Annotated in this window: 22 protein-coding genes and 1 other RNA gene; 4 read left to right on the top strand and 19 right to left on the bottom strand. The window is 28.9% G+C overall.

Annotated elements, in window-relative coordinates; genetic code table 11:
* Positions 1-95 precede the first annotated feature (95 nt).
* The 9 genes from ssrS to M2651_RS09845 all read right to left on the bottom strand — a co-directional run bounded on the left by ssrS (position 96) and on the right by M2651_RS09845 (position 8,601).
* Positions 96-303: non-coding RNA, 6S RNA (ssrS, locus tag M2651_RS09885), on the bottom strand.
* Positions 304-378: 75 nt separating this feature from the next.
* On the bottom strand, positions 379-777 hold the full coding sequence (locus tag M2651_RS09880) for a hypothetical protein (protein WP_252132196.1): 399 nt from the start codon (positions 775-777) through the stop codon (positions 379-381).
* A gap of 77 nt (positions 778-854) precedes the next feature.
* Positions 855-1,106 (bottom strand): DUF1292 domain-containing protein, encoded by a 252-nt coding sequence (locus M2651_RS09875; RefSeq protein WP_252132195.1) that lies wholly within the window; start codon positions 1,104-1,106, stop codon positions 855-857.
* Positions 1,107-1,351: 245 nt separating this feature from the next.
* Complete coding sequence (helD, locus tag M2651_RS09870) at positions 1,352-3,643, bottom strand: RNA polymerase recycling motor HelD (RefSeq protein ID WP_252132194.1); 2,292 nt, start codon at positions 3,641-3,643, stop codon at positions 1,352-1,354.
* 141 nt (positions 3,644-3,784) lie between these two features.
* Positions 3,785-4,315 (bottom strand): ECF transporter S component, encoded by a 531-nt coding sequence (locus M2651_RS09865; protein ID WP_252132193.1) that lies wholly within the window; start codon positions 4,313-4,315, stop codon positions 3,785-3,787.
* A gap of 100 nt (positions 4,316-4,415) precedes the next feature.
* Entirely contained in the window at positions 4,416-4,880 is a 465-nt protein-coding gene (gene def / locus M2651_RS09860; RefSeq protein WP_252132192.1) for a peptide deformylase, read from the bottom strand.
* A 44-nt stretch (positions 4,881-4,924) separates the two neighbouring features.
* Positions 4,925-6,634: a B12-binding domain-containing radical SAM protein gene (locus tag M2651_RS09855; protein WP_252132191.1), complete on the bottom strand. Its 1,710-nt coding sequence runs from the start codon at positions 6,632-6,634 to the stop codon at positions 4,925-4,927.
* Positions 6,537-7,205, bottom strand: coding sequence for a class I SAM-dependent methyltransferase (locus M2651_RS09850; RefSeq protein WP_252132190.1), 669 nt, complete (start codon positions 7,203-7,205; stop codon positions 6,537-6,539). Before M2651_RS09850 ends, M2651_RS09855 begins: the two co-directional genes overlap by 98 nt.
* A 97-nt stretch (positions 7,206-7,302) precedes the next feature.
* A complete protein-coding gene (locus M2651_RS09845) occupies positions 7,303-8,601 on the bottom strand; it encodes a PQQ-dependent sugar dehydrogenase (RefSeq protein WP_252132189.1) in 1,299 nt (432 codons plus the stop codon).
* Positions 8,602-8,748: 147 nt separating this feature from the next.
* Here M2651_RS09845 and spoVB point away from each other — a divergent pair, with 147 nt between their 5' ends.
* On the top strand, positions 8,749-10,254 hold the full coding sequence (spoVB, locus tag M2651_RS09840; protein WP_252132188.1) for a stage V sporulation protein B: 1,506 nt from the start codon (positions 8,749-8,751) through the stop codon (positions 10,252-10,254).
* A 17-nt stretch (positions 10,255-10,271) separates the two neighbouring features.
* On the opposite strand, the gene M2651_RS09835 is transcribed toward spoVB, so the two are convergent.
* The 5 genes from M2651_RS09835 to M2651_RS09815 all read right to left on the bottom strand — a co-directional run bounded on the left by M2651_RS09835 (position 10,272) and on the right by M2651_RS09815 (position 18,519).
* A complete protein-coding gene (locus M2651_RS09835) occupies positions 10,272-11,885 on the bottom strand; it encodes a putative polysaccharide biosynthesis protein (RefSeq protein WP_252132187.1) in 1,614 nt (537 codons plus the stop codon).
* 17 nt (positions 11,886-11,902) lie between these two features.
* Entirely contained in the window at positions 11,903-12,859 is a 957-nt protein-coding gene (locus M2651_RS09830; protein ID WP_252132186.1) for an RluA family pseudouridine synthase, read from the bottom strand.
* Between the two features lie 67 nt (positions 12,860-12,926).
* Positions 12,927-14,099 (bottom strand): M20 metallopeptidase family protein, encoded by a 1,173-nt coding sequence (locus tag M2651_RS09825; protein WP_252132185.1) that lies wholly within the window; start codon positions 14,097-14,099, stop codon positions 12,927-12,929.
* Between the two features lie 25 nt (positions 14,100-14,124).
* Positions 14,125-16,179 carry a cell division protein FtsA gene (locus M2651_RS09820; RefSeq protein WP_252132184.1) on the bottom strand — a complete coding sequence of 685 codons (2,055 nt, stop codon included), beginning with the start codon at positions 16,177-16,179 and terminating at the stop codon, positions 14,125-14,127.
* Between the two features lie 141 nt (positions 16,180-16,320).
* Positions 16,321-18,519, bottom strand: a complete 2,199-nt coding sequence (locus tag M2651_RS09815; RefSeq protein WP_252132183.1) for an ATP-dependent helicase — start codon at positions 18,517-18,519, stop codon at positions 16,321-16,323.
* Between the two features lie 174 nt (positions 18,520-18,693).
* On the opposite strand from M2651_RS09815, the gene M2651_RS09810 reads away from it, so the two are divergent.
* Together M2651_RS09810 and M2651_RS09805 are read left to right on the top strand one after the other, a co-directional pair.
* Positions 18,694-20,172 (top strand): nicotinate phosphoribosyltransferase, encoded by a 1,479-nt coding sequence (locus M2651_RS09810; protein ID WP_252132182.1) that lies wholly within the window; start codon positions 18,694-18,696, stop codon positions 20,170-20,172.
* Positions 20,173-20,176: 4 nt separating this feature from the next.
* Complete coding sequence (locus M2651_RS09805; protein WP_252132181.1) at positions 20,177-20,539, top strand: hypothetical protein; 363 nt, start codon at positions 20,177-20,179, stop codon at positions 20,537-20,539.
* A 12-nt stretch (positions 20,540-20,551) separates the two neighbouring features.
* Here the strand turns inward: M2651_RS09805 and ndk are convergent, their stop codons facing one another.
* Positions 20,552-20,956 carry a nucleoside-diphosphate kinase gene (ndk, locus tag M2651_RS09800; protein WP_252132180.1) on the bottom strand — a complete coding sequence of 135 codons (405 nt, stop codon included), beginning with the start codon at positions 20,954-20,956 and terminating at the stop codon, positions 20,552-20,554.
* Positions 20,957-21,079: 123 nt separating this feature from the next.
* Positions 21,080-21,304, bottom strand: coding sequence for a hypothetical protein (locus M2651_RS09795; protein WP_252132179.1), 225 nt, complete (start codon positions 21,302-21,304; stop codon positions 21,080-21,082).
* Between the two features lie 217 nt (positions 21,305-21,521).
* Here M2651_RS09795 and M2651_RS09790 point away from each other — a divergent pair, with 217 nt between their 5' ends.
* Positions 21,522-21,866, top strand: a complete 345-nt coding sequence (locus tag M2651_RS09790) for a hypothetical protein (RefSeq protein ID WP_252132178.1) — start codon at positions 21,522-21,524, stop codon at positions 21,864-21,866.
* Here M2651_RS09790 and M2651_RS09785 read toward each other — a convergent pair.
* From M2651_RS09785 to pglX, 3 genes are all read right to left on the bottom strand, one after another.
* Complete coding sequence (locus tag M2651_RS09785; RefSeq protein ID WP_252132177.1) at positions 21,856-22,470, bottom strand: NUDIX hydrolase; 615 nt, start codon at positions 22,468-22,470, stop codon at positions 21,856-21,858. The two genes, M2651_RS09790 and M2651_RS09785, sit on opposite strands and share 11 nt — an antisense overlap.
* Before the next feature lie 339 nt (positions 22,471-22,809).
* Positions 22,810-23,364 (bottom strand): hemerythrin domain-containing protein, encoded by a 555-nt coding sequence (locus tag M2651_RS09780; protein WP_252132176.1) that lies wholly within the window; start codon positions 23,362-23,364, stop codon positions 22,810-22,812.
* 62 nt (positions 23,365-23,426) lie between these two features.
* Positions 23,427-26,597 (bottom strand): BREX-1 system adenine-specific DNA-methyltransferase PglX, encoded by a 3,171-nt coding sequence (gene pglX / locus M2651_RS09775; RefSeq protein ID WP_252132175.1) that lies wholly within the window; start codon positions 26,595-26,597, stop codon positions 23,427-23,429.
* Between the last annotated feature and the right edge of the window lie 39 nt (positions 26,598-26,636).

Here is a 26,636-nt window from a genome sequence, read left to right as displayed (position 1 = left end):
ATTTCTATTGAACCGCCGTGTACCGAACGGTACGCACGGTGGTGTGAGAGGACGCTGAATAAAATAATTATTCAGCTCCTACTCGATTATCTTTCGATGCTCCCAACATGCCGTTTAGCTTATTTGTTCATACCCGCACTCTCGCAGGTGGGTTCTGCTCACTTATATTCTGTCTTCTTCATATTAAATAATTCTAATATAATCAATGTATATTAGGAAGCCTGACATCCAATAAAACTATTGCAAATCCCTTATTGTTACTGTGGTTGAACGTTATAAGCCTGACGAACATCTCAGGATTGATTGTAATTTAATTATATCATATTTTTAGCTTTTTTCAATATGCAAGTTAAAGTATACTTGCCTTTTTATGTAATTCTAAAGTTCCAATTCTTCTAAAACCTCTTCAATCTCAACAGCTTTACCTTTTGGAAAAAATGCTGCTATGAACTCATTATAACTATATTCTTCTTCGTCAATTTCATAGGATACATACTGTGCATCTACTTCATGCTCTTCCATTATTTCTTCTATATATTCGCCAACGTTATCTACAGCTAAGTCATTTAAGTATGGAAGAAAAAAATCTTCATACCATATATCACCATTTTCTTCATCTTCACTCTCATCATTAGCATAAGCCCTAGCACTCTCAATTTCATCTTCATCAAAATCATAAAAAAATCTAAGAACTAAAGAACCTTCCTTATATTCAATCTCTTCTATTTCACTTAATTCATTCTTCTCTAATATTTCTATTATAGCCTTTTTATCCAAATTTTATCCCTCCCTGAAAAAATCAACTATTAGTATCTTAAGTATTATATTAATCTTTTATCCACTTTTACATTAAATTATTCTCCGTTATATAATAATTTTTTATACTCTTTATTTACCTTTAAAAATTCTTCATCATCCTCAACTAAGTTTAATACTTCTTTACCTTCTTCTTCATCTACTCTAAATACGTAAGCATCTTCATCATTTCCTTCTATAGGTGCCAATATAAGATATTTTGTTTCACCTAGATAAATTTCAGCTACCGCTTCAAACTCTACTTTTTGACCATTCTCATCATGAAAAGTCATTATCATATTTTCTTCCATATAAATCACTCCATTCAATATATTATTATGAAAGCATGAATTACCATTATAAGCAGTTAAACGTTATAAATAAATTCATCTGCTCTTTTAAATTCTTCCTCATTAGGAACAAAATTAAATCTAAGCCTCTCTGAAGCTTTACCCCTATTAATTATTGCACAAACAATTATACCTTATTTGATAAGTGCTTCCCCATCTTTTAAGTATTTCCATAGGATGATACGAGTATTACTCCTCTCTACTATTTAAAGTATAAGCTTTGAAATTTCTCCATTATAAAAAATATATTCAAGATGGAGCGCTCTAGTAAGAACTACGTATAAAAGCTTTTTATCTAGCTCATCTCTTCCATAATTCTCATCGTTACAGTTATATATTATAGTACAATCAAATTCTAAACCTTTTGTCATATAAGATGGTATTATAATATTTTCCAATTTTAAGTTTTTATCAGTGTCTTTTATTAAATTCCAGGAATTTGTGCTATATTTTTTCATTATATCCCTTATAATTTTACATTCTTCATAGGTTCTTCCTATAATAGCCACACTCTTTTTCCCCAGGTCTTCTACTTCTTTTATTATTTCATCTACCCTTTTAGCAAAGTCTTCTTTTCTCTTAAATTCTATAACCTGTGGAGCCCTTCCATGTCTTAGTACAGGCATAGCTGGCTTTAGGCTGTTATTCTGCTTTACTAAAACTTTATTAGCAAATTCAATTATTTCAACTGTAGATCTATAACTTTGTGTTAATGGTGTATATAATGCATCCTTTTCAAAAACATCGTTAATAACCTTATTCCAATCTTCAATTCCTTTATAAAAGTATATTCCCTGACCTATATCTCCTACAATAGTTAAAGAGTTATTTGAAACCATGCTTCTTAAAATATATAGCTGAAAGAGACTATAGTCTTGTGCCTCATCTATAACAATATGCTTAAACATTAATTTTTCCGGTATCCCTTCAATTTTAAATTTCAAATAAAGCATAGCCGCTAAATCATCACTATCTATCACGCCTTTTTCAGCATTTGCATTTAACTCACTTACTATATAATCTATAAGCTTTTCTGGTATCTTACCTGCACTTACTTCATCTAATATGTCTCTACAAGTAAATAATTCTAGGTATAACTTACTTGTGTTAATCTCTTTCCATGAGTTAAAATAATCATCAAAAGCTTCTTTTGCCTTTCTTTTTATTTCATCTTTCTTATTATCTCTTTCATCATAAATTTCAATAAGCTTTTTTCTTCTTTCTGGCCCATCTTCCATGGACTTCTTTGTTCTTGCAATCATATACTCATAGGAAAAATCTATTTTATCCATTATATCATTAACTTTACTACTAAACTTTAAATTAAAGTATCTTTTTATTTCATCTTTCCTCTTATTTAGAGGAAGGTGCTGCATATCCTTTATATATAATCTTTTTATTTCCTTGCTTTCAAATAATGTATAACCTTCCACAGTAATATCTCCTACATCCATGTCTTTCTTCTCTAAAAGTCTTATATACCTGTCCATCATTACTTTGAAAGTCATAGTTCCTTTTAATCTACTGCTGTTAGTTATGTATTTAACATTTTCTTTATTCTTTTCTTCAAGTACTAAAGCTAGTTTTTTGTCTTTTGTATAAACTTTTCCCTTCAGTTCTAAAATCTCCATTGATATCTCTTCAAATGTTTTCTGCTTTACCTTTTCTACACCTAGATTTGGAAGAATTTCAGATATATAATCTAAAAATAATTTATTTGGAGCTATCACCATTATATCCTCACCCGATAGCTTATCCTTATATTTATATAATAAATAGGCAAGTCTATGTAATGCCACAGTAGTTTTTCCAGAACCTGCAGATCCTTGTACTATAAGTGCTCCATTCTTATCTGCTCTTATAATATCGTTTTGTTCCTTCTGAATAGTTGCTATAACTTCTTTTAACTTACCACTTACACTTTCTTCCAAGTTTATTCTTAAAAATTCATCTATAAGTGCCTTACCTTTCTCTTCTCCTGAATTTAATATTATTTCGTTTATCCCCTCATCAAAAGCATCTACAAGAGTATTATTTTTAATTAAAAATTTTCTTTTAAGTGACAAATCACCATTAATAATACCCACTGGAGCCTTATAATAGGATTGACCTTGAGTACCACTGTAATATAAATCTGCAATAGGTGCTCTCCAATCTATTACAATTTCATCGCCGGTACTGCTATCTCCTAAGCCAAACTTGCCTATATAATAACTTTCCTTCTCTTTTCTATACTCTCTAAAATCTATCCTTGCAAAATAAGGTTGCATCTTTGCTTCATTATAGTTTTCAAGATTCTTATGAGTTATTTCATAAAGCCTCTGAGCAGTTTCCAATTCCTCACTGTATTTACCTTTAGCTTGCTTTTTTAATGATGCTATTTTATCCTGTAATTCCTTATCATTATTTTCTATAAGTTTAATCTCATCATCGAGCCATTTTTTAGTTAAGTTATATTTATTTTCTTCAAACTTAAATTCCTTCTGTTCTATAGCCATAATATCACTTCCTTATTGTTCTGCACATAGAATATTATTTTATATTTTATACTAATATTTGTCAATATTAGTGATATTATTTATGACAATCTATAAAAAATAGACATCTAAAGGAATTCTCTCCTATTAGATGTCTATTTTTTATGAATTTTGTTTTGCTATAACACTTCCTCCAGCTTTTGATAAAAACTTAACCAGTACCCAAGATATAGCCGCATCAGCACTATGATGCAATACGGTTCCAACTCCAACTGTAATTACTAAAAAACTTGCTAAGTTACCTGCATATTTAACTTGAGCTCCAACAGAAACAAACCCTAATACTACTAGTGCCTCTAAAATACCGTGAACTAGTGCTGTAAAAATTGCAACCTTATGAAAAGAAACATTTTTTTGAAGCAATATTGCTCCGATCAATCCTACAAATACATGCATGAGTGCTCTTGCCCCTATTATTGGTCCTTTTGTTATAAAAAATCCTAAAGCTGAACCAAGTCCTGTAATTACAGCTGCCTGTGGTCCTAAAAACATCGATAAAAACATAGGTACATGAGCCGTTAACGTCGCTGTAAATGGCCCAATAGTAACACTCATAAATCCAAAAACAAAAGGTATAATTATAGCCCATGCTGTTAATAATGCCGTATAAGTTAATTTTTTTATATCCTTCATTGTCAACCCTCCATAACAAATGTATATACATCAGTATATAACAATATATTATGTTTGTAAATAGCGTTTGATAAAAAAATAGATAGCTTATTAATGCTACCTATTCTTCTATCTTATATATTTTTTTTGCTCTGTCTATATATAATATTCCATCTAAATGATCAATTTCATGACAAAATGCTTTTGCCAACACCCCTTCTGCTATATACTCCACCTTTTCCCCCTTTGTGTTTAATCCCTGAACAGTAACCTTTTTAGGTCTAATTACCTTACCCTCATAACCAGGATAGCTTAAACATCCTTCAATGCTTTCTTCTTTACCTATTTTAGCTACTATTAAAGGATTTATCAATACAATAGGTTCCTCACCATCCCTAAGGTCAATTAAAATAACTCTTTTTAGAATACCTATTTGAGGAGCAGCAAGCCCTATTCCCGTGGTACTATAAAGTGTATCTTTTAAGTCTTGTACTATATTAAATACTTCTTCATCTATAATATCTATTTTTCTGCTGACTCTTTTTAATTTTACATTTCCAAATCTTAATATTTCTCTAACTGCCATGATATCTTCCTCACTTAAATTTAAAATTTCAGTATTAAACCTTTTTACTGATTTAATAACTTTTCTTTATTAATAACATATGTTACATCTAATATATTATTACAGTTGTTTTCATCAAAAATCAAATAGTAAATTCCACCATTAATCTCACCATTATTTATAAACTTTATAATATCAATATTAAAATCTTCAATGTGATAATTAATAAAAGGAACTTCTATTATCTCATTTTTTATAGCTTCTTTAAAAATTCTTTCTGTATTTTTGCCAATATTCCTCTCAAGAAATTCTGGAAGCCACTTTTTCCTATTAAACTTTAAGTAATCAAATTTTACAATTTCTTTTAAAGCTGCATTTTCATTATTCAATACTTCACTATTAAACTCTAAAAACACCTTATAATAATCTGTTGAAGATAGGCTTCTACTAAAATAACCTTTATCATAAAAAAATCCCCCCAAGCTTAAATAAAAATCAAAAGCTGATTCAAACTTAGGAATAAAATATTTCAATATGCTAGTGAATTTCTGAGAATTGTAATATTTATCAATCATTGCCTCTACTCTTTTTAAAAGTAAAAGTTCCTCATAACTTATATCTTTAGTTTTAAGAACTTCATAAGGTGTATAAGGTGAGTAAACAATTCCCCACTTTTGAGCTTCTTCCTTCATAGGTGAACCCTTTAAAAGCTTTAGAAATCCAAGCTGTATTTCATCAGGTCCTATGCTGTATAAGTCATTAAAAGACTTTTTAAAAGATTGAAAATCTTCACCAGGAAGCCCTGCTATTAAATCTAAATGTTGTTTTATATTACCTAATTTATTAAGTTCAACAACTTGCTTTTTAATATCTTCAAAAGCTACAAACCTATTTATATTTTTTAACACCTCATTATTAGTAGTTTGAACTCCAACTTCAAATTGAAATCTTCCTTTTGGTGCCTTAGCCAAAAGCTTAAGTTGATCTTCATTTAATATATCAGCAGATATTTCAAAATGAAAAGTAGTTTCTGTATCTATACTTATTAAATATTCCCACAGACTCATAGCAAATTTACTGTTGCAATTAAAGGTTCTATCAACAAATTTTATAAGCTTTACTTTTTTATCAATTAAAAACTTTAAATCCTTTTTTACTCTCTCAAGGCTTAAAAATCTTACCCCATGAATTGTAGAAGAAAGACAATACTTGCAGTTAAAAGGACATCCTCTAGATGCTTCATAATAAACAATCTTATTTTCTAAATTATCCTTTAAGTTATAGGGAAATGCTAACTTGTTCATATCCATAAGCTCTCTTTTTCCACCATAACTAATACCCTTATCGCTCTTATAATATAAACCTTTTATATTTAAAGGCTCTTTGTATTGCAACAGAGTTTTTACATATTCTCTATATGTCTCTTCTCCCTCTCCCTCTATAACATATTCTCCTATATTCTCTTTTAAAAATTTTTCGCTGTCATAAGATACTTCAGGTCCCCCATACAGGATTTTAATCTTGTCATCTATAAGCTTAATTAAAGAAGCTAATTGTTTAATATAATCAATATTCCATATATAACAAGAAAAAGCCACTAAGTCAGGCTTTTCACATAAAATTTCCTCAAGTACTCTTTCTATTCTATCATTTATTGAAAACTCTAATATATTACAGTTATAGTTTAAATCTGCTGTGTACGCTTTTAAATATCTTATTGCCAAATTGCTGTGAATGAACTTTGAATTTATTCCAATTAATAATATTTTTAACATTTGTTCTTCCTTTCTCAGCATTTCTAACTTCCTGCTGTGTATAATCAGCACTTACTTTTCGTGCCTTTATATAGTATATATTATCTGAGTACTTCAAATCAATTATTTCAAAAAACTCCTTTAACATTTTCAATGTAGCATCTTTAGAAGTATCTTTAAAAATATTCATATCAAGTAGATTTATTTCTTTAATCTTTTTGTCAGGCAGTAATATTTTAACTTTACCTTTAAAAAATTTATAATATCCTTTATCTATATCCCAAATATATAAAACTCCATTTTCTTTTAAATATTCACTTATATCTTTAATAAATTTTCTCTTATTGTATTTAAACCATAAATTATTTAAAGAAAACAATAAAATGCAGCTATCATAACTGCCCTTCTCAATAAGTTCTCTTTCCTCTCTGCCATGTACGTATTCTATAACAGCTCCATCATTATACTGTTTATATAAACTATATATAACACCATAGTTGTCTGTTCCTATATCAAGCACATTTCCTGTAAACACTTCTTGCTGCATATTTATAAATATATCTTTTCTAGTGTTTTCACTATTATGTTTCATTCGTAACTACCACCTTTTAAATTAAACTAGATATAAAGAAATATTCTACACATAAAAAATAATTCCTCCAATTATTGGAAGAATTATTTCGAATTATTTATGTTAGATTTAGTTTCCAAACCATAATAATTATTATTATTAAAATTACAGATAGAAGATAATATACTATATTTGGTTTCAATCCATTAAAGCTATTAATACTATTCTTTTGAATATTAAAAAGTATCCCTTCACTTTCTTCAAGAATATAGAGATTTTTATTATATATTTTTAAACTATGTATTTTAGAACCGCTTCTAAAAGCAACTTTTGTATTTAATATATTGGATTTTGACAGCGCATATAATATATTATCCCTATTGTCATAAAAATATATACAATCCTTTTCTCCTATATCACCTTTATCATCCACTTCTAAACAATCAATAGATGATACATGACTGTGCTGATAAATTGGTGCAGGAGGATTAGTAGTAGGATGATTGTCCAATATAAAATTAACCCTAGAATTATTTTCACCCCTAAATCTAGGTGAATTAACAGGATCTCCTCCACTGTAATCCGGCCAGCCATACCAGGCATTTTTTTTTATTTCATATATATAATCCACATCTCCTTTAATTGGCCTTAATCCCCTGTCTTCCATTCCACCTACTGCTGCAATTAGTTTTCCTTCACTGTTAAAAGCCATACCTGTAATATTTCTTATTCCCCAAGCAAAAGTTTCTCCATATCCATTACTTAAGTCATAATATATTATAGAACCATTGCCAGGAAAATGTCCTGAAATTAGCTGTCCTGTAAGATTTTTGGTTTTATATGGAACAAATGCTCCACTTTTTAAAGTTCCAAAATTTTTACCTTTTACAGTTATATCTTTTGGAGATAAATCATAATTAAATGGATTATCCTTAATCCACTCATTATCATTGCCTACTACTCCTGAATTTGTAGCCGAACCTACAGAAACGAACAATTCATTTCCTAGTATTTTAATAATACTCTCTTTGTAATCCCCATAATTTGGAATATTATCAATTAAAAGCTTTTGTTCTTTTCTATCCAAATCGTAACTGATTATTTTGCCATCTGAAGCAAAATATAGTTTATTATTATAATATTCAATGGCATTTATGTTAAAAGTCTTATCCTGTAGCAAATTATAACTTTTACCATTTCTATCTATGTACTGAACTCTGTCCTTATATGCAATATAAAAATTTCCTGCCTCATCCGCTGCAAAATCTTTTGCACCATCGATACCTTTATACTTTATTCCCCAAGTTAAATTTGAATCCTTAATTTGAATACTATAATTTTCATAAAAATTACTAAAAACAAAAAACATTATTAAAAGTATACCTGCCATTAATATAATTTTTGTAAATTTTTTCATACTTCCTCCATGAAAATACATAATATATTAAATGTATATTTCTGTAAATGCTACTATATGTACACTTGTTGAAAATACAAAATAATAGAATATAATTTAAATTTTTAACATACTTATTAATGTTATTAATTATATGGGGTTGTAATTATGAGAAAAGATACTTTTTTCAGAGAAACTTTGATACTCACCGCTTCAAATTTAACTACAGGAGTGTTAGGTTTTATATTCTCTATAATACTTTCAAAGGAACTAGGACCCGAAGGCATGGGGCTTTATGGACTTGTTATGCCTATATACAATCTTTTTATATGTTTAATATGCGGTGGAATGGTAACCGCTATATCCAAAGTAACAGCAGTATATTTCAGTAAAAATGATTTTAAAAACTTAAATAAATCAATAGAAACAGCTTTAAGTTTTGATTTTATTTTAGCCATTATAATCTCAGTTTTATTTTTTATAGCTTCTCCCTATATAAGTTCTCATGTAATAAGGGATACTAGAACACTTTATCCACTAAAAGCTGTAGCACCAGCATTAATCTTTGTAGCTCTTTCTTCAATATTAAAGGGATATTTTTATGGTATTTCAAAGGTTAAAATTCCTGCTTTTATAGATATTTTAGAAAAAGCAGTAAGAATAGCTATAATTGTAATAATTATAGAAATGCTATCCAACCCCAGCGTAAAGAGTACAGTAACAGTTGCTTATATAGCCCTTTGTATTGGAGAATTTATCAGCTTTACCCTATTATACATATACTATAAACTCAATAAAAGAAAAGTATTATACAGCCAATTTAAAACAGAAGGGAGAGCTCAGCTTATGTTTGACATACTGGTAATATCTCTTCCTCTTTGTCTAAATGGTTTTTTGTCAACAACCTTATCAACAGTATCAACTTTAATAGTTCCTTTAAGACTTACCAGCATTGGAATAGAATACAATACAGCACTTTCTTTGATTGGAAAATTCTCAGGAATGGCTATGGCTATAATATTTTTCCCACTGATAGTAGTAAATTCTATATCCACAGTGCTTATACCAGATCTTTCTCAAGCTCTTGATAAAAAAGATTTCTTTGCTCTTGAGAGCAGAATATATCAAGTATTAAAAATAGCCTTCCTGCTTGGAGTAAGTACTCTTATTATAAGTATAAGCATCCCTGAAGCTTTAGGAAGACTTTTCTTTAGCAGAACAGATTTAGGATCATACATAAAGTTTGCTGCAATTTCCGCTCCAATAACCTACGCTTCTGCTACTACCTTTGGAATACTTAATGGATTAGGCAAACAGGGCATTGTTTTAAGAAATTCTCTCCTGGTTTCAGTTGAAGAAGTAATACTACTTTACATATTTACTGGTATACCTAGCATAAACATATTTGGTTTTGGTGTAAGCCTTATAATTACTTCTGCAACTATTTTGTTTTTAAATATGTACGAAATAAAAAAATACTGCTATATAACTATCCATAAAAGTGAATTTATTATCTACCTTCTTATAAGCATATTTTTCTATTTTATCTTAAATATTACAAACAATCTTATTCCAAATACGTTATTTACTCTAAAAAATATACTTATAATAGTTTTAGGATTCTCTTCTTTCTTTTTATCTATATATATAATAAATAAGGAAAGCCTTACTTAGCAGGCTTTCCTTATTTATTATCTTACCCTATCTAATAATTTTTTAGGTATCATTTTTAAAATCTTATTAGGTAAAGAGTTTAAATCTTTTTTAGTTATTCCTCCAACTAAAATTAATGCATATAAATAAACTAATCCACCTGTTCCAATGGAAACAAATGTTGAAATAGCTCTTGTCTTATATCCACTACCTAGAAAGCTAAACATATAATTAAAATCAAAATTAACTAAATAAACCACTAATCCCATGAAAACAGAAGCTATAAAAGGTTTTACTCCAAGCTTAATCAAATTGTATTTAATCCCTAAACTCTTTTTTATAAAATAATTGTTAAGAAAAAGGGGAATTAAAAAACCTACTAAGCTTCCTACTACTGCTCCTAAAATATTTATACTAGGAATAGCTATCAAAATATAATTAATAAATATTTTAGCAAATATGCCTATAATTATATAGAAAGTAGAAATGTAAAGCTTACCTATACTTTGCAGTATTGTAGTTTGTATCTGAACAATTGCCATTAAAATCATAATAAAAGCATAATACTTCATAAGATAAGCTGCCGCTAAATTTTTACTAAAAAGCAAATTAAATATTGGTTGACTTAAAACTGCTAGTCCAACAGCTGAAGGTAATGCAATAAAAAAACAGGCTTTAAAAGCATATTCAACCCCACTATGAACATCCTCTTTATTATCTAATGCTGCTGCTTTTGAAATTGATGGTAAAACAGCAGTACAAAGAGCTGAAACTAAAGTTATTGGCACACCAATAAGCACTTGATTTGTACCTAAGTAACCAAACCTTGTGCTTCCCTCTTCATCACTAAAACCTGCTGCAAGAAGCCTTCCCTTTGTATTTCCAGCATCGATTAGATTACCAGCATTTTGTGCTCCCCAAGCCACAGTTAAAGGCGTAGCATAATATATAACTTTCCTGAAAAGTTCTTTATTAGAATATCTAATTATTTTCTCCTTAGAATAAGTTTTTGAAACTTTAAAGACCTTATTTCTACTATAAAACCTAATTAAATAAATTACTGAAACTAACGCTCCTATAGTAGTGCCTACCGTAGCACCTGCACATCCTGCTTCAACTCCATATTTCATCAATAAAGCAGCAAATATAAGTGAAAATATTAAATTAGCTATCTGCTCTAAAATTTGCGATACAGCCGTTGGCTTCATATTCCCTCTTCCCTGAAAATAACCCCTATAGGCAGATGCAACTGAAGTTAATACAATTGCTGGAGCTAACGACATTATAGCTAAATAGGCTTTAGGATAATTTGTTACGTTAGCCAAAGGCCTTGCAAGTAAAACTAATAAAACAGCCATAAAAGTTCCTATCATAATCATTAAAAATCTTGCCATTTTAAATGCTTTTACGGCATCTTTATAGTTTTCAAGAGCAATTAGCTCTGATACAATTTTTGATATGGCGGAAGACAATCCACTGTTTGTAATTATGTATACAAATGCAAATACCGCATAAGTACTTGCATACACCCCATAGCCTTCCCCGCCTATGATTATCTGTAAAAAAGGTACATACAACAGTGATAACATCTTAACTGCCATACCTGCTGCTGAAAGGATTGCAAAACCTTTAGTGGTTGATTGCGTTTTCATATTTATAACCTCATTATTTAAAACTTAAATACATCATTCTTAATCTTCTTTAAGATTGGTGGCAAGCTTTCGCCTATAGTTTTATTCTCCATATAAGACAACTTTTCAGGACAGTCTTTAAAAACCAATTTGTAAGCATATAAAAATTGGTAATTTAATCCATATTTATTAATAAAAAAACTATTAAGCTTTTTCTCTCCATACTTTGCATCACCTACTATAGGATTACCTAGATAAGCTAAATGAGCTCTAAGCTGGTGGCTTCTGCCTGTAATTAAATCTAGTTCTACTAATGAAAAAGTACCACAGCTTTGTTCTGTTTTAACTTCCATGGATATTTTTTTAGTATTGGGCATTTTTTTATCAAATACTTTAGATATATTGCCATCTTCATTTTTAAATATATATGCCTCATGAATTCCATCTTTTATTCTTCCTTTCACAAGAGCCATATAATACTTTTTTATTTTTCTCTCTCTAATCATCTCATTTAACAGCTTAAGACTTTCGAAATTTTTACCAAAAATTACTACCCCTGAAGTATTTCTATCAAGCCTGTTACAAGGTGCAGGAGTAAAAGTTACTTCTTTTTCAGGAACATAGTCTCCTTTATCAAAAAGATAAGAAAGCACCATATCTGTAAGGGTAGGCTCTCCACCTTTTTTGTCTGAATGTACAAGCACTCCAGGCCATTTTTCAACTATAAGCATATTGTCATCCTCATAGGTTATTTTTAAGTGTTTATTTTCTATACGTTCAAACTTTTCCTTCTTAACTGAACTCTTAATATCTCTAGTTTCAATTATATCACCTTCAACAAGGAAATATTTTTCTTTTGCCTTTTTACCGTTAACTTTTATATCTCCTTTTCTAATGCCTTTAAATATTGCACTTAAAGGAACATCTTTAAGCCATTTTCTTGCAAACTTATCTAATCTTTGTCCTGCCTCATTTGCACCAATTTCAATCTTCATTTCTTCAACTCCTATTACAAATTAACGACTAATTATTTATTATTATTGCCTAAATCAAATTTTTTAACTATTTACTTAAATAATCATAAGCAGCTTTGCACTGTATAGCCACTCCAACAGGCAATGCATCTTCGTCAATATCAAATAAACTGCTATGTGCAGGATGAATTATACCTTTTTCCTCATTTCGAACCCCAAGAAAATAAAAAGCAGATGGTCTTTCCATAGAGAAATATGCAAAGCTTTCTACTCCCATACTTGGACTTTCTAGTTGTTTAATATTTTCTCTTCCTATAATGGTTTCAGCACTACTTTCTACTAAATCTAATATATCATCATTATTATAAAGGCATGGATAACTTTCCTCAATATTTATTTCACAACTGCCTCTCATAGAAGCTGATATTCCTTCTACTACTTCTCTTAATCTCTTCTTTACATATACTCTATGTTCGCTTTTCATTGTCCTAATAATTCCTGAAATAGTAACTTCTTCAGGAATTATATTTTGTGCTGTTCCACCATGTATACTTCCTATGGTTATTACAGCAGGATCTGTTGGAGGTATTTCTCTGCTTACAATTGTCTGAAGACACAATACAACCTGGCTTGCAATAACTATTGGATCAATAGTTGTATCAGGATGTGCTCCATGACCTCCCTTTCCTCTTATTGTTATGCTGAAAGGATTTGAAGCTGCATTTACAACACCTCTTTTTACCCCTATAGTTCCTGTTTTTATACCTTCATCCACATGAAGACCTATAATGCAGTCAACCTTTGGATTTTCCAAAATACCTTCTTTAATCATAAATCTAGCACCTCCTACTGTTTCTTCAGCAGGTTCAAAAAACAGCTTTATATTACCTTTAAGCTCATCTTTAATACTGTTTAAAATTTTAGCAGCTCCAAGAAGTATTGTTGTGTGAGCATCATGACCGCAGGCGTGCATTCTGCCTTTAATTTTTGAAGAGTATTCACAAACCTTTTTATCTTCCAAAGGTAAAGCATCAATATCTGCTCTAAGTCCAATAGTCTTTTCACCATTTCCTCTTATAACAGCACAAATTCCAGTACCTGAAACTTCAGTATATTCAATACCTTCAGATTCTAAAAAAGACTTAATCTTTTTAGCTGTCTCATATTCTTCAAAACCTAGCTCTGGATTTAAATGAAAATCTCTTCTCCATTTAATAAGTTCTGCCTTAATAAGTTCTGCCTTTTTTAAAAAATCTATCATTACTGAAATCCTCCTTTATTTCAATTTACTCCCAATATATTTTTATATCATCCCCATTTAAAAGTTCATCGTAATACCCTGCTTTATTTCCATTTAAAAGCAAAACTAGGTTCCCTTTAGCTTTTGTCAAATCAAAATCTATAAAATCAAATACATCAATAAAAATATACTTAGATTTATTCTTTAAATATACCTTTTCACCATTTACAAATATTTTCAAATCTTTAGAGATATCCTCATTAATTGTAATAGCTTCTATAGCTTCTTCCTGAAAATTCTCCTCTTTCTTCTCTTCAATACTCTTGAAACTATAACTCTCTGAATTTTCTATGGAAGTATTTATTTTAGTATAAATTCTATCCCCCTCTTTTATAATATAATCTTCCTCAAGTTCTTTCCCATTTATAAAATAAATATTTTTACCTGTCTCATTTCCTAAATAATCTCTAAATTCCTTTATAGTATTGGGAAATAGTATTTTGACTTCATCACTATCGCATATAACTTTTTCTAAAGACACTCTCTCATTATTTATGTAAACTACAGGCTCTATGTAAGTTATAATATCATCTAAATAAAAACTTACGGAATTTAAGTTTTTTATAAATTCCTTAACCTTAGGAGCTGCATCCATGCCATCTTTAGCAAAAACAATATCTATACTGTCCCCTTCTTTTACCTCTGAATCCATATTGCCAGGTTTTCCATTGATTTTTATTTCTGCATTTGTTCCTAGGCTTCCAAATGCAATTCTGCTCCTGCCATTTAAAATAAATCTTATATTTTTCCCATTTTTACCTATAAGAACCTTTGGATTTATTCCTGTCTGCATCAGCACATCGCTAACAGTATGCTTATGTGAATTAAACAGGCTTATAACTTTATTATTTAAAGTAACATCTATAAAATCATGACCAAGCTTCATTATAGAAGTAAGTGCTATACCTAGTACAGTAACCCCTGTGCTCCCTAAGTTATTATCAGGACAGATACAGTCCGTTACTGCTTCTCTACCTTTTATGGCTATCCTTTGAAAAGATAAATTAAGCTTCTCAGCTAATAATTCTTTAAGCCCTGGAGTATGTGCACCTCCTCCAACTAAAAAAACAGCATTAGGAGATTTTCCACCATTTAATTCTATTATCTTGCTTGCTATTTCATCACACAATTTATTTACTACTGGATTAATAACTTTCATTATTTCTTTCGAAGAAACTTCACTATCCAATCCCAATACATCAGTATATTGGATGTTATCTTTAACAGAACATTCCTTCTTCATTCTCTCCGCTGTATTAAAATCTACAAGAAAGTTTTGCGCAATAACTTCCGTTATTTCATCACCAGCAGTAGCTACCATGCCATAGGCACTAATAGTATCCTTGCTGCTTATAGCTATATCTGAAGTTCCAGCACCTATATCAACTAAAGCTAAATTTAGAAGTCTTAAGCTCTTTGGCACAGCAGCTTCCATAGCTGCAATAGGCTCTAAGGTAAGATTTGTAACATTAAGTCCAACCTTGTCCATAACCGCATACAAGCTCTCCACAACAGAACGTGGAAGAAAAGTAGCAATTACTTCCACAGTTATATTTTCTCCTTTATGAGATAATAAATTGCTTATTACGTAATCATTTAAATAATAGTTTTTAACGCTATATCCTACACAATAGAGTTTTCCTTCAGACTGAGCCCTAATTTCTTCTTCTGCATTCTTAACTGCTGTTAACTCCAGACTTCTTATTATCTCTTTATCTATTTCTCTTTCATAGCCGAGTCTAAGCTCTCCTTTGGAAATTGTTGTTTTTAAAAATCTTCCAGCAGCAGCAATAGCTACATTAGATAATTGAAACTGCAATTGTTTTTCTAATTGTTTTTTTACCGTATTTACTCCTTCGGCAACTAAATTAATGTCATGTATCTGACCATCCATCATTGCCCTTTCTTCATGCTCAATATAGCATTCACAAAGAACATTAAACTTTTTCTCTTTCACAATCCCTACTGTGCCTATTATAGACCGTGTTCCTATATCAAGCGCAAATATTATATCTTTTGAATTAATATTAGAGAGTTCCATTTAACCTACCTCTTTAGAACATAATTTAAAAGCTCACATTCTTAGAATATGAGCACAATTTATTAATAAAATTATATATCAACAATTATCTATATTCAACAAATTAAGACAGTGTAATTTAATATAATAAATATTTTCTGCTTATAGCTTTCTAATAATTCCATTATTATGAAGTATATTAATATCAAATCTTCTATTTATACCATCTTTAAAAATAATTTGGATTATATTTTTATTTATATCTAAAATTCTACCATTGCCAAAAGTACTATGAACAACTCTATCTCCTGACTTGTAATTTTTTTGTAAATATTCATACGGATTTATATTACATTCTTCAACAAATCTAGAAGGCTGTTTATATTTTCCTCTTATGTGCCTAGGTATACATATATACAAGTTATCAATAGTTCTAGTTATAGCTACAAAAAATAATCTTCTTTCTTCTTCTAAGTGTGAATCTATGCTGCTTCTATGTGGCAGTATGTCTTCAACACAATCTACTATAAACACATTTTTAAACTCCATTCCTTTAACCCCATGTACTGTACTCAAAGTAACACTATCTTCATCATTATATCCTTTACTTTCTTTTTCAATTTGTTCATTTACAACATCTATATGAGCTAGAAAGCTCATTATGGTATTATATCCTCCTGTTGCCTCTTTAAACTCCTCTAAAATATCTTCAAGCTCTGATAAATCTATTTTGAATTTTTTACTATATTCTTTAATATAGTCATAATAACCTAAATCAGTAATTATAAACTGTACAGCACTTTGAAGCGACATTTTATTTAAGCTATATATTTGTTTTTGTAGCCTTTCAATATTTTTAATTTGAAATATTGAAACTTCATCCATATTTTTAAGCATCTCAAAACAATCATACTTTATACAAGAATTTTTCAATTTTTCTATGCTTATTTTACTAATGTATCTAAAGGGTTTATTTATTATTCTTTTAAAACTATTTATATCATCACCCATAATACTTAGCTTTAAATATGCAATTAAATCTTTACATATGAAATGGTCAAAATAATTATACTTTTTATCTAAAAGCTTAAAAGGGATTTTTTTTCGTATAAAGGCATCTATGAGACTTCTGCTCTCTAAATTAGTTCTATATAAAACAGCACAGTCCTTATAATTATATCCACCTAAAAACTTTAATTTTTCAATTCTCAAAGCTATATCTTCAGCTTGAGAATTTTCATCAGTATAATTTAATATTTCAGAAATTTTCTCTTCATTTTTGTAGGCAGTCATTGTTTTTTCGTTTCTTGAGCTGTTATTTTTAATTAAATCACTAGAAATTCTTACTATATTTTTTGTACTTCTATAATTGGTAGAAAGATTAAGTTTTACTCCATCAGTAAAATTTTTATGAAACTCTAACATATAATCAGGTCTTGAACCTCTAAAACTGTATATGCACTGATCTTCATCTCCTACTGCAAAAATAGAATTATACAGATTTAAAAGCTTTAATACTTCAAGCTGAATATAATCACAGTCTTGAAATTCATCTACAAGAATATATTTAAAACTTTTCCTATAAAACTCCAATAGTTTCATCTTATTAATAAGCAGCTCTTTACATTTAACTTGTAAATCATCAAAATCTAGTAAACCTCTTTCTTTTTTGTAATTTTCATAAACATTATAACAATTTATAAATATATTTTTATCTATACTTGGATTGAAACTTTTGATAGATTTTTCGCCACTTTTAAATATAGATATAAAATTCTTAACTTCTAAAATCTTTTCTTCGCTGACTTCATCTAAGTATTTTTTTAAAGTATCAGCTATTACCTTATATCCTTCTAAACTTTCTAAAATACTCACCTTTTTATAATAATTTATAAGAATTTTATAAAAAAGTCCATGAAAAGTTCCAAAAAATGGAGATGAACTATTATTACATAGCTCTTCAAATCTTTTTTTCATATTTTGTGCTGCAGCCTTTGTAAATGTTATAACTATTATATTTTTAGGATTAACCCTTTTTTCTTTAAGTAAGTTTTCAACCCGATTTTTTTCTAATAAATTCTTACAAACTCCATTTAAATATCTTCTCATAAATTCTAAATCGCTAGGTTTAAAACTTTCAGGCACTAAGTCAGTCCCGTATATATTACCATATTTAATTAAATAAATGACTTTATTAATTAATACAGTAGTCTTTCCAGAGCCTGGACAAGCTAATACCAAAACATTTCTATCATTGTTTATAACTGCTTTTATCTGGTCATTATCTAAATGCTCAAAATCTTTTTTAATTATGCTGTCTCTTAAAAAGCAATACTGTTTTTTATATTCTAATTCTAACATGTTATCTCCTTACGTTATAAAGTGCTATCTTAGATTATTACCATGTAAAAATATATATTTCATCTGTTAACAAAAATGTATATATTTAAAAATCTATTGTAATAATTACTTTAGAGGATTAAAATAAATATGTCTACACTGTATCGAAATTTAATTTAAATAGGAGAGAAAGTAATGGAATCTATAAAAAATTTTAATATAAGAAATGAAAGAAATCTAACTATGCTTGTAGACTTTTATGAGCTTACAATGGCAAATGGTTATTTAGATAATAATGTAGGCAATAAAATTGCTTATTTTGATATGTTTTTCAGACGTGTACCAGACGGTGGCGGATATTGCATTATGGCTGGCGTTCAACAACTAGTGGAATACATGTCAAGCCTTAAATTCACAGAGGATGATATTGATTATTTAAAGAGCAAGGGATCCTTCTCAGAAAAATTTTTAGATTACCTAAGAAACTTTAAGTTTACCTGCGATGTTTGGGCTATACCAGAAGGTAACCCTGTATTTCCAAATGAACCTTTAGTAATTGTTAGAGGACCTATCATTGAAGCTCAATTTGTCGAAACAATGATACTGCTTACTATAAATCATCAAACACTAATAGCAACAAAGGCTAATAGAATATGTCGTGCTGCTGACGGAAGACCTGTTATGGAATTTGGTTCGAGACGAGCCCAAGGCTATGATGGAGCTATTTATGGCGCACGTGCTTCTATAATAGGCGGTTGTGCTTCTTCTGCTTGTACTATTGCTGAGGAAATGTTTGGAATACCAGCTGCAGGAACTATGGCTCATAGCTGGGTACAGCTCTTCCCTACTGAATATGAAGCTTTTGCCGCCTGGGCAAAAACTTATCCAGACAACTGCACTTTACTGATTGATACTTATAACGTTCTAAAATCCGGCCTTCCAAATGCAATTAAAGTTTTTGATGAAATATTAAAACCTCAAGGTTTTAGACCAAAAGGAATAAGAATAGACAGCGGCGACATAACATATTTGACAGATAAATGCAGAGAACTTCTTGATAAAGCTGGCTATGAGGATTGTAAGATAGTAATTTCAAACTCTCTTGATGAATTTATTATAAGAGATGTACTTAGTCAAGGCGCCAAGGTTGATGCCTTTGGAGTAGGTGAAAGATTAATAACAGCTAAATCTGAACCAGTATTTGGAGGAGTTTATAAACTAGCAGCTGTAGAGGAAGATGGAACAATTATTCCTAAAATTAAAATAAGTGAGAATGAAGAAAAAATAACAAATCCTGGTTTTAAGAAGGTATATAGAATATTTGAAAAAAATACTGATAAAGCTATAGCTGATTTATTAACACTTCATGACGAAGTTATAGACGAAAGTAAGCCACTTGAAATATTCAATCCTGTCTATACTTGGAAAAGAAAAAAACTTAAAAATTATTATGTAAAAGAACTGTTAGTTAAAATATTTGATAAGGGACAACCAGTATATGAAAGTCCAAGTGTTATGGAAATAAAAGAGTTGGCAAAACAGGAAACAGAAAAGCTTTGGGCTGAAGTTTTAAGACTTGAAAATCCTCACACTTATTATATTGATTTATCAACTAAACTTTGGAAACTAAAACAAAGCCTTCTTCACCAATATTCAGACATATATGAGGAATAATACTATGAAAAACAAAGTTAAAATAAAGATTTCAGAGAGTGCTTATAAGGAGCTTATATATATTCTTAAAGATCTAAAGGGATCATATATAAGATTTGCTTATAAGAATGGTTGCTGCTTAAGTTCCAAAATCCATATATATATAGACAGCTTACAAAAGGAAGATATAATTGATAAGATAGACGAACTACCTATTATATATAATTCACAACTTACAGATAATATAAATGAAATAACTCTAATATATAAAAACTCTACTTTCATGATTAAAACTGTACCTGTAAAAAGGTTATCTAAAGATTGCTCCACTTGCACAATAGGCTGCTCCCATGGGTGCTCTCATAAAAATAAGATGGCTGCTGTATAGCCATCTTTTTATTTAAAGCTCTGGAAACCAGATACTAATTTCCCTATTTGCATTTTCTATACTATCTGAAGCATGAACCAAATTTCTAGTCTTATGACAAGAAAATTTCCCCCTTATACTTCCTATATCAGCTTTAATCGGGTCTTTATCTCCATTTATCCTTCTCACAGCCTCTATAACGTTTTCCCCTTCAATAACAAGAGCACAAAGCTTATCTTCTGTAATATAATCAATTAATGAGTTAAAATATTCTTTTCCTTTATGTTCTTCATAATGCTTTTCTGCTATTTCCCTATCAGCTTTTAACATCTTCAAAGCTATAATATTTAAATTTTTCCTTTCATAGAAACTTATTATATCTCCAATTAATTTTCTCTCTATTCCATCTGGTTTAATAAGCACGAGTGTCTTTTCCATATAACTGCTCCTTTACTTTACTTTGATTATTTCATATTTTATACTGATAATAAAAAAATATACACTAGTGTAAATTATTACAAAGTGCATAACTTTTTTATAATATAAAAAACTGCTTAAATTTTAAATATAATCTTTTTCCATATAATATTGATCAATTTCTTTAATGTTTATGCCATGCTCTCCAAAAAAATCGTATTCAGATAACTCTTTTAATCTGCTAGCTCTATTATTCTTTAAATTTTTAAACGGACAAACTCCTCCATTTTCTTCCCAATTATAAAAAGCACAATCGCCAAAACAATCGATTTCATTTCCTCCTATTGATAAAAAAGAACAAATAGACATAACTTCACCCCTCTCTCCCCAAAATTTAACCTTTTATACCATTATAATGTAAACCTGAAAAAAAATGAAGAGGATTTTAAATTATTAACTGTTTCTTAATATTTTAACAAAAAATACCAGATTAAAAATAAATCATTTAAATATATCTTTTGCTTAAATATTATTAAATTTTTATGGTTATACTAATATTATAGTATGTAGAAATGGAGGATTTATTATGACCATGACAAGTCATTCCTTATCCTATTTATTTCTTGGAGTTACAGTTATATCCTTTATATTTTTCTTTTATTTTAAAGTGTTAGTTTCCAATACCTCAGAGAAGAGCAGTAAAAAAGAAAAAATTATAGGCAATATGAAAAATCCTAGTGAATGGAGAAGTAAAAACAATAGAATGTCTTATGTTTTTCTGTTCTGGTTCCTTGCATCGCTCATTATATTCATATATTTAAAATTCTTTTATGGACTTGGTTTAATATCAGGAATATATGTCATTGCATACTTGGCATTAATTGTCATATCTGCTTTTGTTGCAGGAATAAGAAGGAAGTCTACTTTATAGCTTCCTTCTTTATTATATCTATAAAACTTTTTATTATTATAGCCGTAAATCCCCAAATAATGTACTTATCATACTTATAAAAATACTGATTTAATTTTCCTCTGCTAAACTTATAATTTTTCCCTCCATTTACCAAGTGGTAAGGAAAGTCTTCTTTTAAATTTGGACCTATTTCCATTTCATATTCTACTGGCTCTTTTTCTAAAAAATAACTTAAAGGAACTTTAAATATCTGATGAACTTCACTAGGGTTAGGATTTAATTTCTTGCCGTTTAGTTTTCCAATAAAAGGATAAATAATACTTCCATAAGGACTTATAAAATAGTCCATTTCGCCTATTAGGACTATATCTTCTTTATTTAGTCCAAGCTCCTCCAAAGTTTCTCTTAGTGCAGTTTCCTCAGGCCTTTCCCCTTCTTCAAGTTTTCCCCCCGGTAAACATATATCTCCTGGCTGATGTCTTAAAGTGAGGGATCTTTCTTCAAAAATAATATACGTTTCATCATTTTCTTCACATAAAAGTATCATTACTGCATTTCTTCTATAGTCTCCTATTAAACCAGCTTTTCTCTCTTTAAATATATTGTTAATAACATCTATCATTCTTAACCTCACCCAACTAGCACTATACTATAATTTTTATTTCAACCACGATTTACTAAACTATATTATATAACAACAACTCTATTTTATAAATATAGAAAAACTAAAAATTGTAACACATTAATTACTGTAGCATATTATACTAACATAAACAAATACTTAGTAAGTTCCTCCCCATTATATACACCCTTATTTAAAACAGATAGCTGGTGCTTTACCCCCTTAAGCAATTTTTTCACCAGCTGTCTGCTTTTTTATTTTAAATCAAACAGGAATAACATAAAATCTTAAAGAGAGGATAAATCATACTAAAATATGATCTATCCTCTCTTTAAGATTTTATAAATATTTTTTATTAAACTCTTCTATAATATCAATATATTTTTTCTGTATTCCATTTTCTCTAGCAATTTTTTCTGCTTCTTTACATTGTTTTTCTATATTTTTCATAGCTTCTTTACTTAAAGCCCTTCTTGCAAAAGTATATATAGCTGTATTCTCCTTATCTATATGTCTATTTAAAAGGTCAGTATAAGATATCGCATTTGCAATAATATCTACTCTAGCATCCTTATCTCCACTTTTAAATGTCTCTAAGGCATTTTCAAGGTTTGACATATAAAGCCTTCCAAAATCATGTTCAACTAACATTCCAGCAATAGGACCTTTTGCTACTTTTTCTCCCAATTCATCACACATTTTTTTAAATAAAATCGATTCTTCCTTAGCATGATGAAGCTTATCTGCATAATTTCTTACAAAATCTATCACCTTATAAAAATCTTCATACTGTACAGCTTCATTATTAACTACTTTAATACACATACTCCTTATAACTTTAAGCATTTTTTTAATATTTTCATGCTCATGCACCATTAGTTCTATAGCATCCATATAAGTTTCCTCCACTTATTATACTTAATAGAAAATAATATAGTTTTATTCTATAAATATTCTCATATTTTATGCAATAAATCGTGAATTTTAGAATAATTATATGTTATGCCATTATCTAGGTCGATATCCAATCCTTTCTTTTCATATTCTTCTAGAAGATTATAATAATTACCCAGCTCTTCCAGCTTTGTTTCTATATTTTTAATACACCTAATCTTTTTAGAACTAGAATTAATTTTAAAGCTTAATAAATCTTTTTTTTCTTTTTCTATTAATGGCAGAACATACTCTGTTCTCAAAATTTTTAAAGTGTTTATATTTAACTTATTCATATAAACAAGAGCACTAAAAGCCATCTTTTCTCCTGAAGTAAAGAGCCAATAGATTGGTCTTTTTTTATAGGTTTTTAAATGATCCTTATAAAAATCTTTTAAAAAATATCTCTTTAAAGCATCTACTGAAGATTCATTTTGTTTTTTTCCAAGTACTTCAGCTATAAAATTTAAGTTCTCATGAAGTCTGGCTTTACCAAAGCAGCTCCCTAAAAAATCTATAAATTTATAAGCAATAGTATTGTTAAATATGTACTCATCCTTTAAAGGCAAAATTCCATCATTAGACTTTATACTCTCCCCTTCTTTTAACATATACCTTCCCATAATACAGCCCACACCATAGGAAATAAAGCTTTTTACTTGTTCACTCCTGTTTATTTTTGAGATAGTTAAATCACTATCCTTTATATAAGGAGTAATTTCGTTTTTTAAGTTATATATATTAATAAAAATTCTGTTTAACTCTTCTTCTTTTTCCTTTAATAAATTAAATCTAATATTTAAAATTTTATCTAAATCTCTAACAGCTTCCTCCATACTTCCTTCACTGCCTTTACATTTTAACAGACTATGGCAGTAAAAACTATAAGAAATCTCTTTACAGTCCCAATCTTCTTTAGAAAGCTCAATACATTCCTTACAAAGTTTATCTATTCTTTCTCTTAAAAATTTATCCTTTGTTAATATTACAGGTATATTTTTTATATCTTGAACCTGATAATTTATAGTAGGATTATATAACTGCATTATAGCTGCAATTACCTTAGAATTAAGAAGTGCAAGTACATAATACTTTAGGCTGTCATCTAAAAGATGAAAAGTAGGACCGCTTTTATCATAAATATTTTTACCAGCCTCCCTAGCAGAGAATCCCTTTGTAGATATACTGTTATAAGTTATTCCTTCACGAAAACAGTACTCATCACTCAACAAATTGGAGGTTTTATTACTTTTATAAAACTGTCTCGCCTCTTCTGACCAATCCACTAGATATTCTATATTCCCATACCATTTTCTATAATCTCCACCCTTTGTATAAAAAAACCATCTTTTATTTATATTATTTTTATCTATTTCCCAATGCTTTCTTAAATATTTATCGTTATTTGAAGTAATATTTTGAGAACCTGTTATATCAATAAAATTTTCTAGCTTCTTAGAATGAGAAAATACATTAAGGAAATTTTCAGAAATCCAATAAGCAATAGGCATTCCAGGTATTTTTTTATACCTTTCAGCAGAGCAATTATATCTAAAGTATATTTGGGGATTTTTTATAGCTTGCAAAGTTTTAACAGGCTGCATTTCTTCACCTTTAAAATCAGATAGCTTAATATATTCTCCAAAATAACTTCCATGGAAGTTTCCTAATATAAAAGTGCAAATAGGTACAGTAGCATCTGTAAAAGCAGAATATTCCAGTTGTATTAAGCTTACAATTTCTTTCTTATCAATTATAAATTTTCTAAGCTTTTCGTACTCTTTAATAAACATCCATACAAAAGGTGTCATAAAAGCTGAATATCCATAAGGCTTTGTATATTTTAAATTTCTTATCATAAATACAGAAAACAAATCACCGTTAAAATCTAAATAATTATCCTTAATAAACTTTTTCAGTTTATAATCCATATATTTTTTACTCATATAAGGTGGGTTTGTGCACACTATGTGGTAAGTTTGAGATATGATTTGTGCTTGCTTTACTAAGTAATGCATATTTTCCCTAAATTCATTGTATTCTTCAGAATAATAAGTTTTATCTATAAACCTTAATCTATCTTTCCAAAAATTCAAATCAAAATTTTTAATATACGCTAAAGAACCTATAATATGTCCATAATTAAAACTTGTAAACAAACTGTCGATTTGTTCTTTGCTATAATCTATTTTTTCAATACCTTGTAACAATAATTGAGAGTACTCTAAAATTTTCTCAGTTGATTTTACCTGTATTATATTACTATTTAAATTATTTTCTCTAAGCTTTTCAAAAAAACATGAATCTTTTTCTCGTGCCTTCAAAATAAGTGCTGCTTGTGTCAAAACTATTACATTATTGTCAATATCTAATCCAAATAAGTTTTTCTCAATTATCAGCTTTGGTATTTCCTCTTTCTTATAACCACAGTTTAAATAAATCTGGTATAGAACATCAAAAGCGTAAATCAGTATATGGCCACAACCGCAAGCTGGATCTAAAAATTTAATCTCTTCCGGTTTTAAATTCCTATATAAATCCATTTGTTTATTTAAAATATTAATATCTATTTTTCTGTTCTCTATATAATATTTCAACTTTTCTTTTAAAACTAAATCATTTTTTCCCTCTACCCAAAGCTTTCCTAAAGAATTATCTATCATATATTCTACAATCCACCTTGGAGTAAAAAGTTGTGTAGCAGCTGGTATATTTTCTCCGCTTATTATTCCGTTGTTCATTCCAACTATAATATCGTGTTCAGATGAATTGTAAAATTGATGAAACCATCCAATTATTTCTACAGTTTCAAAAGGTTCTTCACCTATTTCTGTTAATAATCTATGAGTAAAAGATTTTTTTTCAAAAGATTTTTTTAATAAAAGTATCTCTCTTGTTTTAATATTAGCTTGGAAAATTTCAGGAAAAATACAATTTAACTCTCTGCATATATTCTGCAATATTTCATTATTTTCATGATTAGTCTCTTTATAAAAAGTGCTTATTCCATTATTAATATAACTCTTTACTTCAAGATATCTTAACAATATAAATTTAATAAACCATTTATATGTAATCTTATCTAATTCTTCAGTTTCAATTAACATTTTAGCTTCTTTTGCGCTATCAAGAATTTCATCTTTAAGCTTTTTTCTTCCCCATATAGCAAAGCTTTTTAGTGCCGCCTTATTCATTAATAACATCACCTTGCACAAAAATTCTACTAATATAAT

The organism is Clostridium caldaquaticum, from assembly GCF_023806125.1.
Taxonomy (GTDB): Bacteria; Bacillota; Clostridia; order Clostridiales; family Clostridiaceae; genus Clostridium_AT; species Clostridium_AT caldaquaticum.
The sequence above is the reverse complement of the archived record's forward strand: the minus strand, read 5'-3'. Positions and strand labels throughout refer to the sequence as shown.

Bases quoted from the DNA above. Each gene is read 5' to 3' on its own strand.
- M2651_RS09875 (WP_252132195.1), bottom strand. From the start codon at position 1,106: ATGGAAGAAAATATGATAATGACTTTTCATGATGAGAATGGTCAAAAA.
- helD (WP_252132194.1), bottom strand. From the start codon at position 3,643: ATGGCTATAGAACAGAAGGAATTTAAGTTTGAAGAAAATAAATATAAC.
- M2651_RS09865 (WP_252132193.1), bottom strand. From the start codon at position 4,315: ATGAAGGATATAAAAAAATTAACTTATACGGCATTATTAACAGCATGG.
- def (WP_252132192.1), bottom strand. From the start codon at position 4,880: ATGGCAGTTAGAGAAATATTAAGATTTGGAAATGTAAAATTAAAAAGA.
- M2651_RS09855 (WP_252132191.1), bottom strand. From the start codon at position 6,634: ATGTTAAAAATATTATTAATTGGAATAAATTCAAAGTTCATTCACAGC.
- M2651_RS09850 (WP_252132190.1), bottom strand. From the start codon at position 7,205: ATGAAACATAATAGTGAAAACACTAGAAAAGATATATTTATAAATATG.
- M2651_RS09845 (WP_252132189.1), bottom strand. From the start codon at position 8,601: ATGAAAAAATTTACAAAAATTATATTAATGGCAGGTATACTTTTAATA.
- spoVB (WP_252132188.1), top strand. From the start codon at position 8,749: ATGAGAAAAGATACTTTTTTCAGAGAAACTTTGATACTCACCGCTTCA.
- M2651_RS09835 (WP_252132187.1), bottom strand. From the start codon at position 11,885: ATGAAAACGCAATCAACCACTAAAGGTTTTGCAATCCTTTCAGCAGCA.
- M2651_RS09830 (WP_252132186.1), bottom strand. From the start codon at position 12,859: ATGAAGATTGAAATTGGTGCAAATGAGGCAGGACAAAGATTAGATAAG.
- M2651_RS09825 (WP_252132185.1), bottom strand. From the start codon at position 14,099: ATGATAGATTTTTTAAAAAAGGCAGAACTTATTAAGGCAGAACTTATT.
- M2651_RS09820 (WP_252132184.1), bottom strand. From the start codon at position 16,179: ATGGAACTCTCTAATATTAATTCAAAAGATATAATATTTGCGCTTGAT.
- M2651_RS09815 (WP_252132183.1), bottom strand. From the start codon at position 18,519: ATGTTAGAATTAGAATATAAAAAACAGTATTGCTTTTTAAGAGACAGC.
- M2651_RS09810 (WP_252132182.1), top strand. From the start codon at position 18,694: ATGGAATCTATAAAAAATTTTAATATAAGAAATGAAAGAAATCTAACT.
- M2651_RS09805 (WP_252132181.1), top strand. From the start codon at position 20,177: ATGAAAAACAAAGTTAAAATAAAGATTTCAGAGAGTGCTTATAAGGAG.
- ndk (WP_252132180.1), bottom strand. From the start codon at position 20,956: ATGGAAAAGACACTCGTGCTTATTAAACCAGATGGAATAGAGAGAAAA.
- M2651_RS09795 (WP_252132179.1), bottom strand. From the start codon at position 21,304: ATGTCTATTTGTTCTTTTTTATCAATAGGAGGAAATGAAATCGATTGT.
- M2651_RS09790 (WP_252132178.1), top strand. From the start codon at position 21,522: ATGACCATGACAAGTCATTCCTTATCCTATTTATTTCTTGGAGTTACA.
- M2651_RS09785 (WP_252132177.1), bottom strand. From the start codon at position 22,470: ATGATAGATGTTATTAACAATATATTTAAAGAGAGAAAAGCTGGTTTA.
- M2651_RS09780 (WP_252132176.1), bottom strand. From the start codon at position 23,364: ATGGATGCTATAGAACTAATGGTGCATGAGCATGAAAATATTAAAAAA.
- pglX (WP_252132175.1), bottom strand. From the start codon at position 26,597: ATGAATAAGGCGGCACTAAAAAGCTTTGCTATATGGGGAAGAAAAAAG.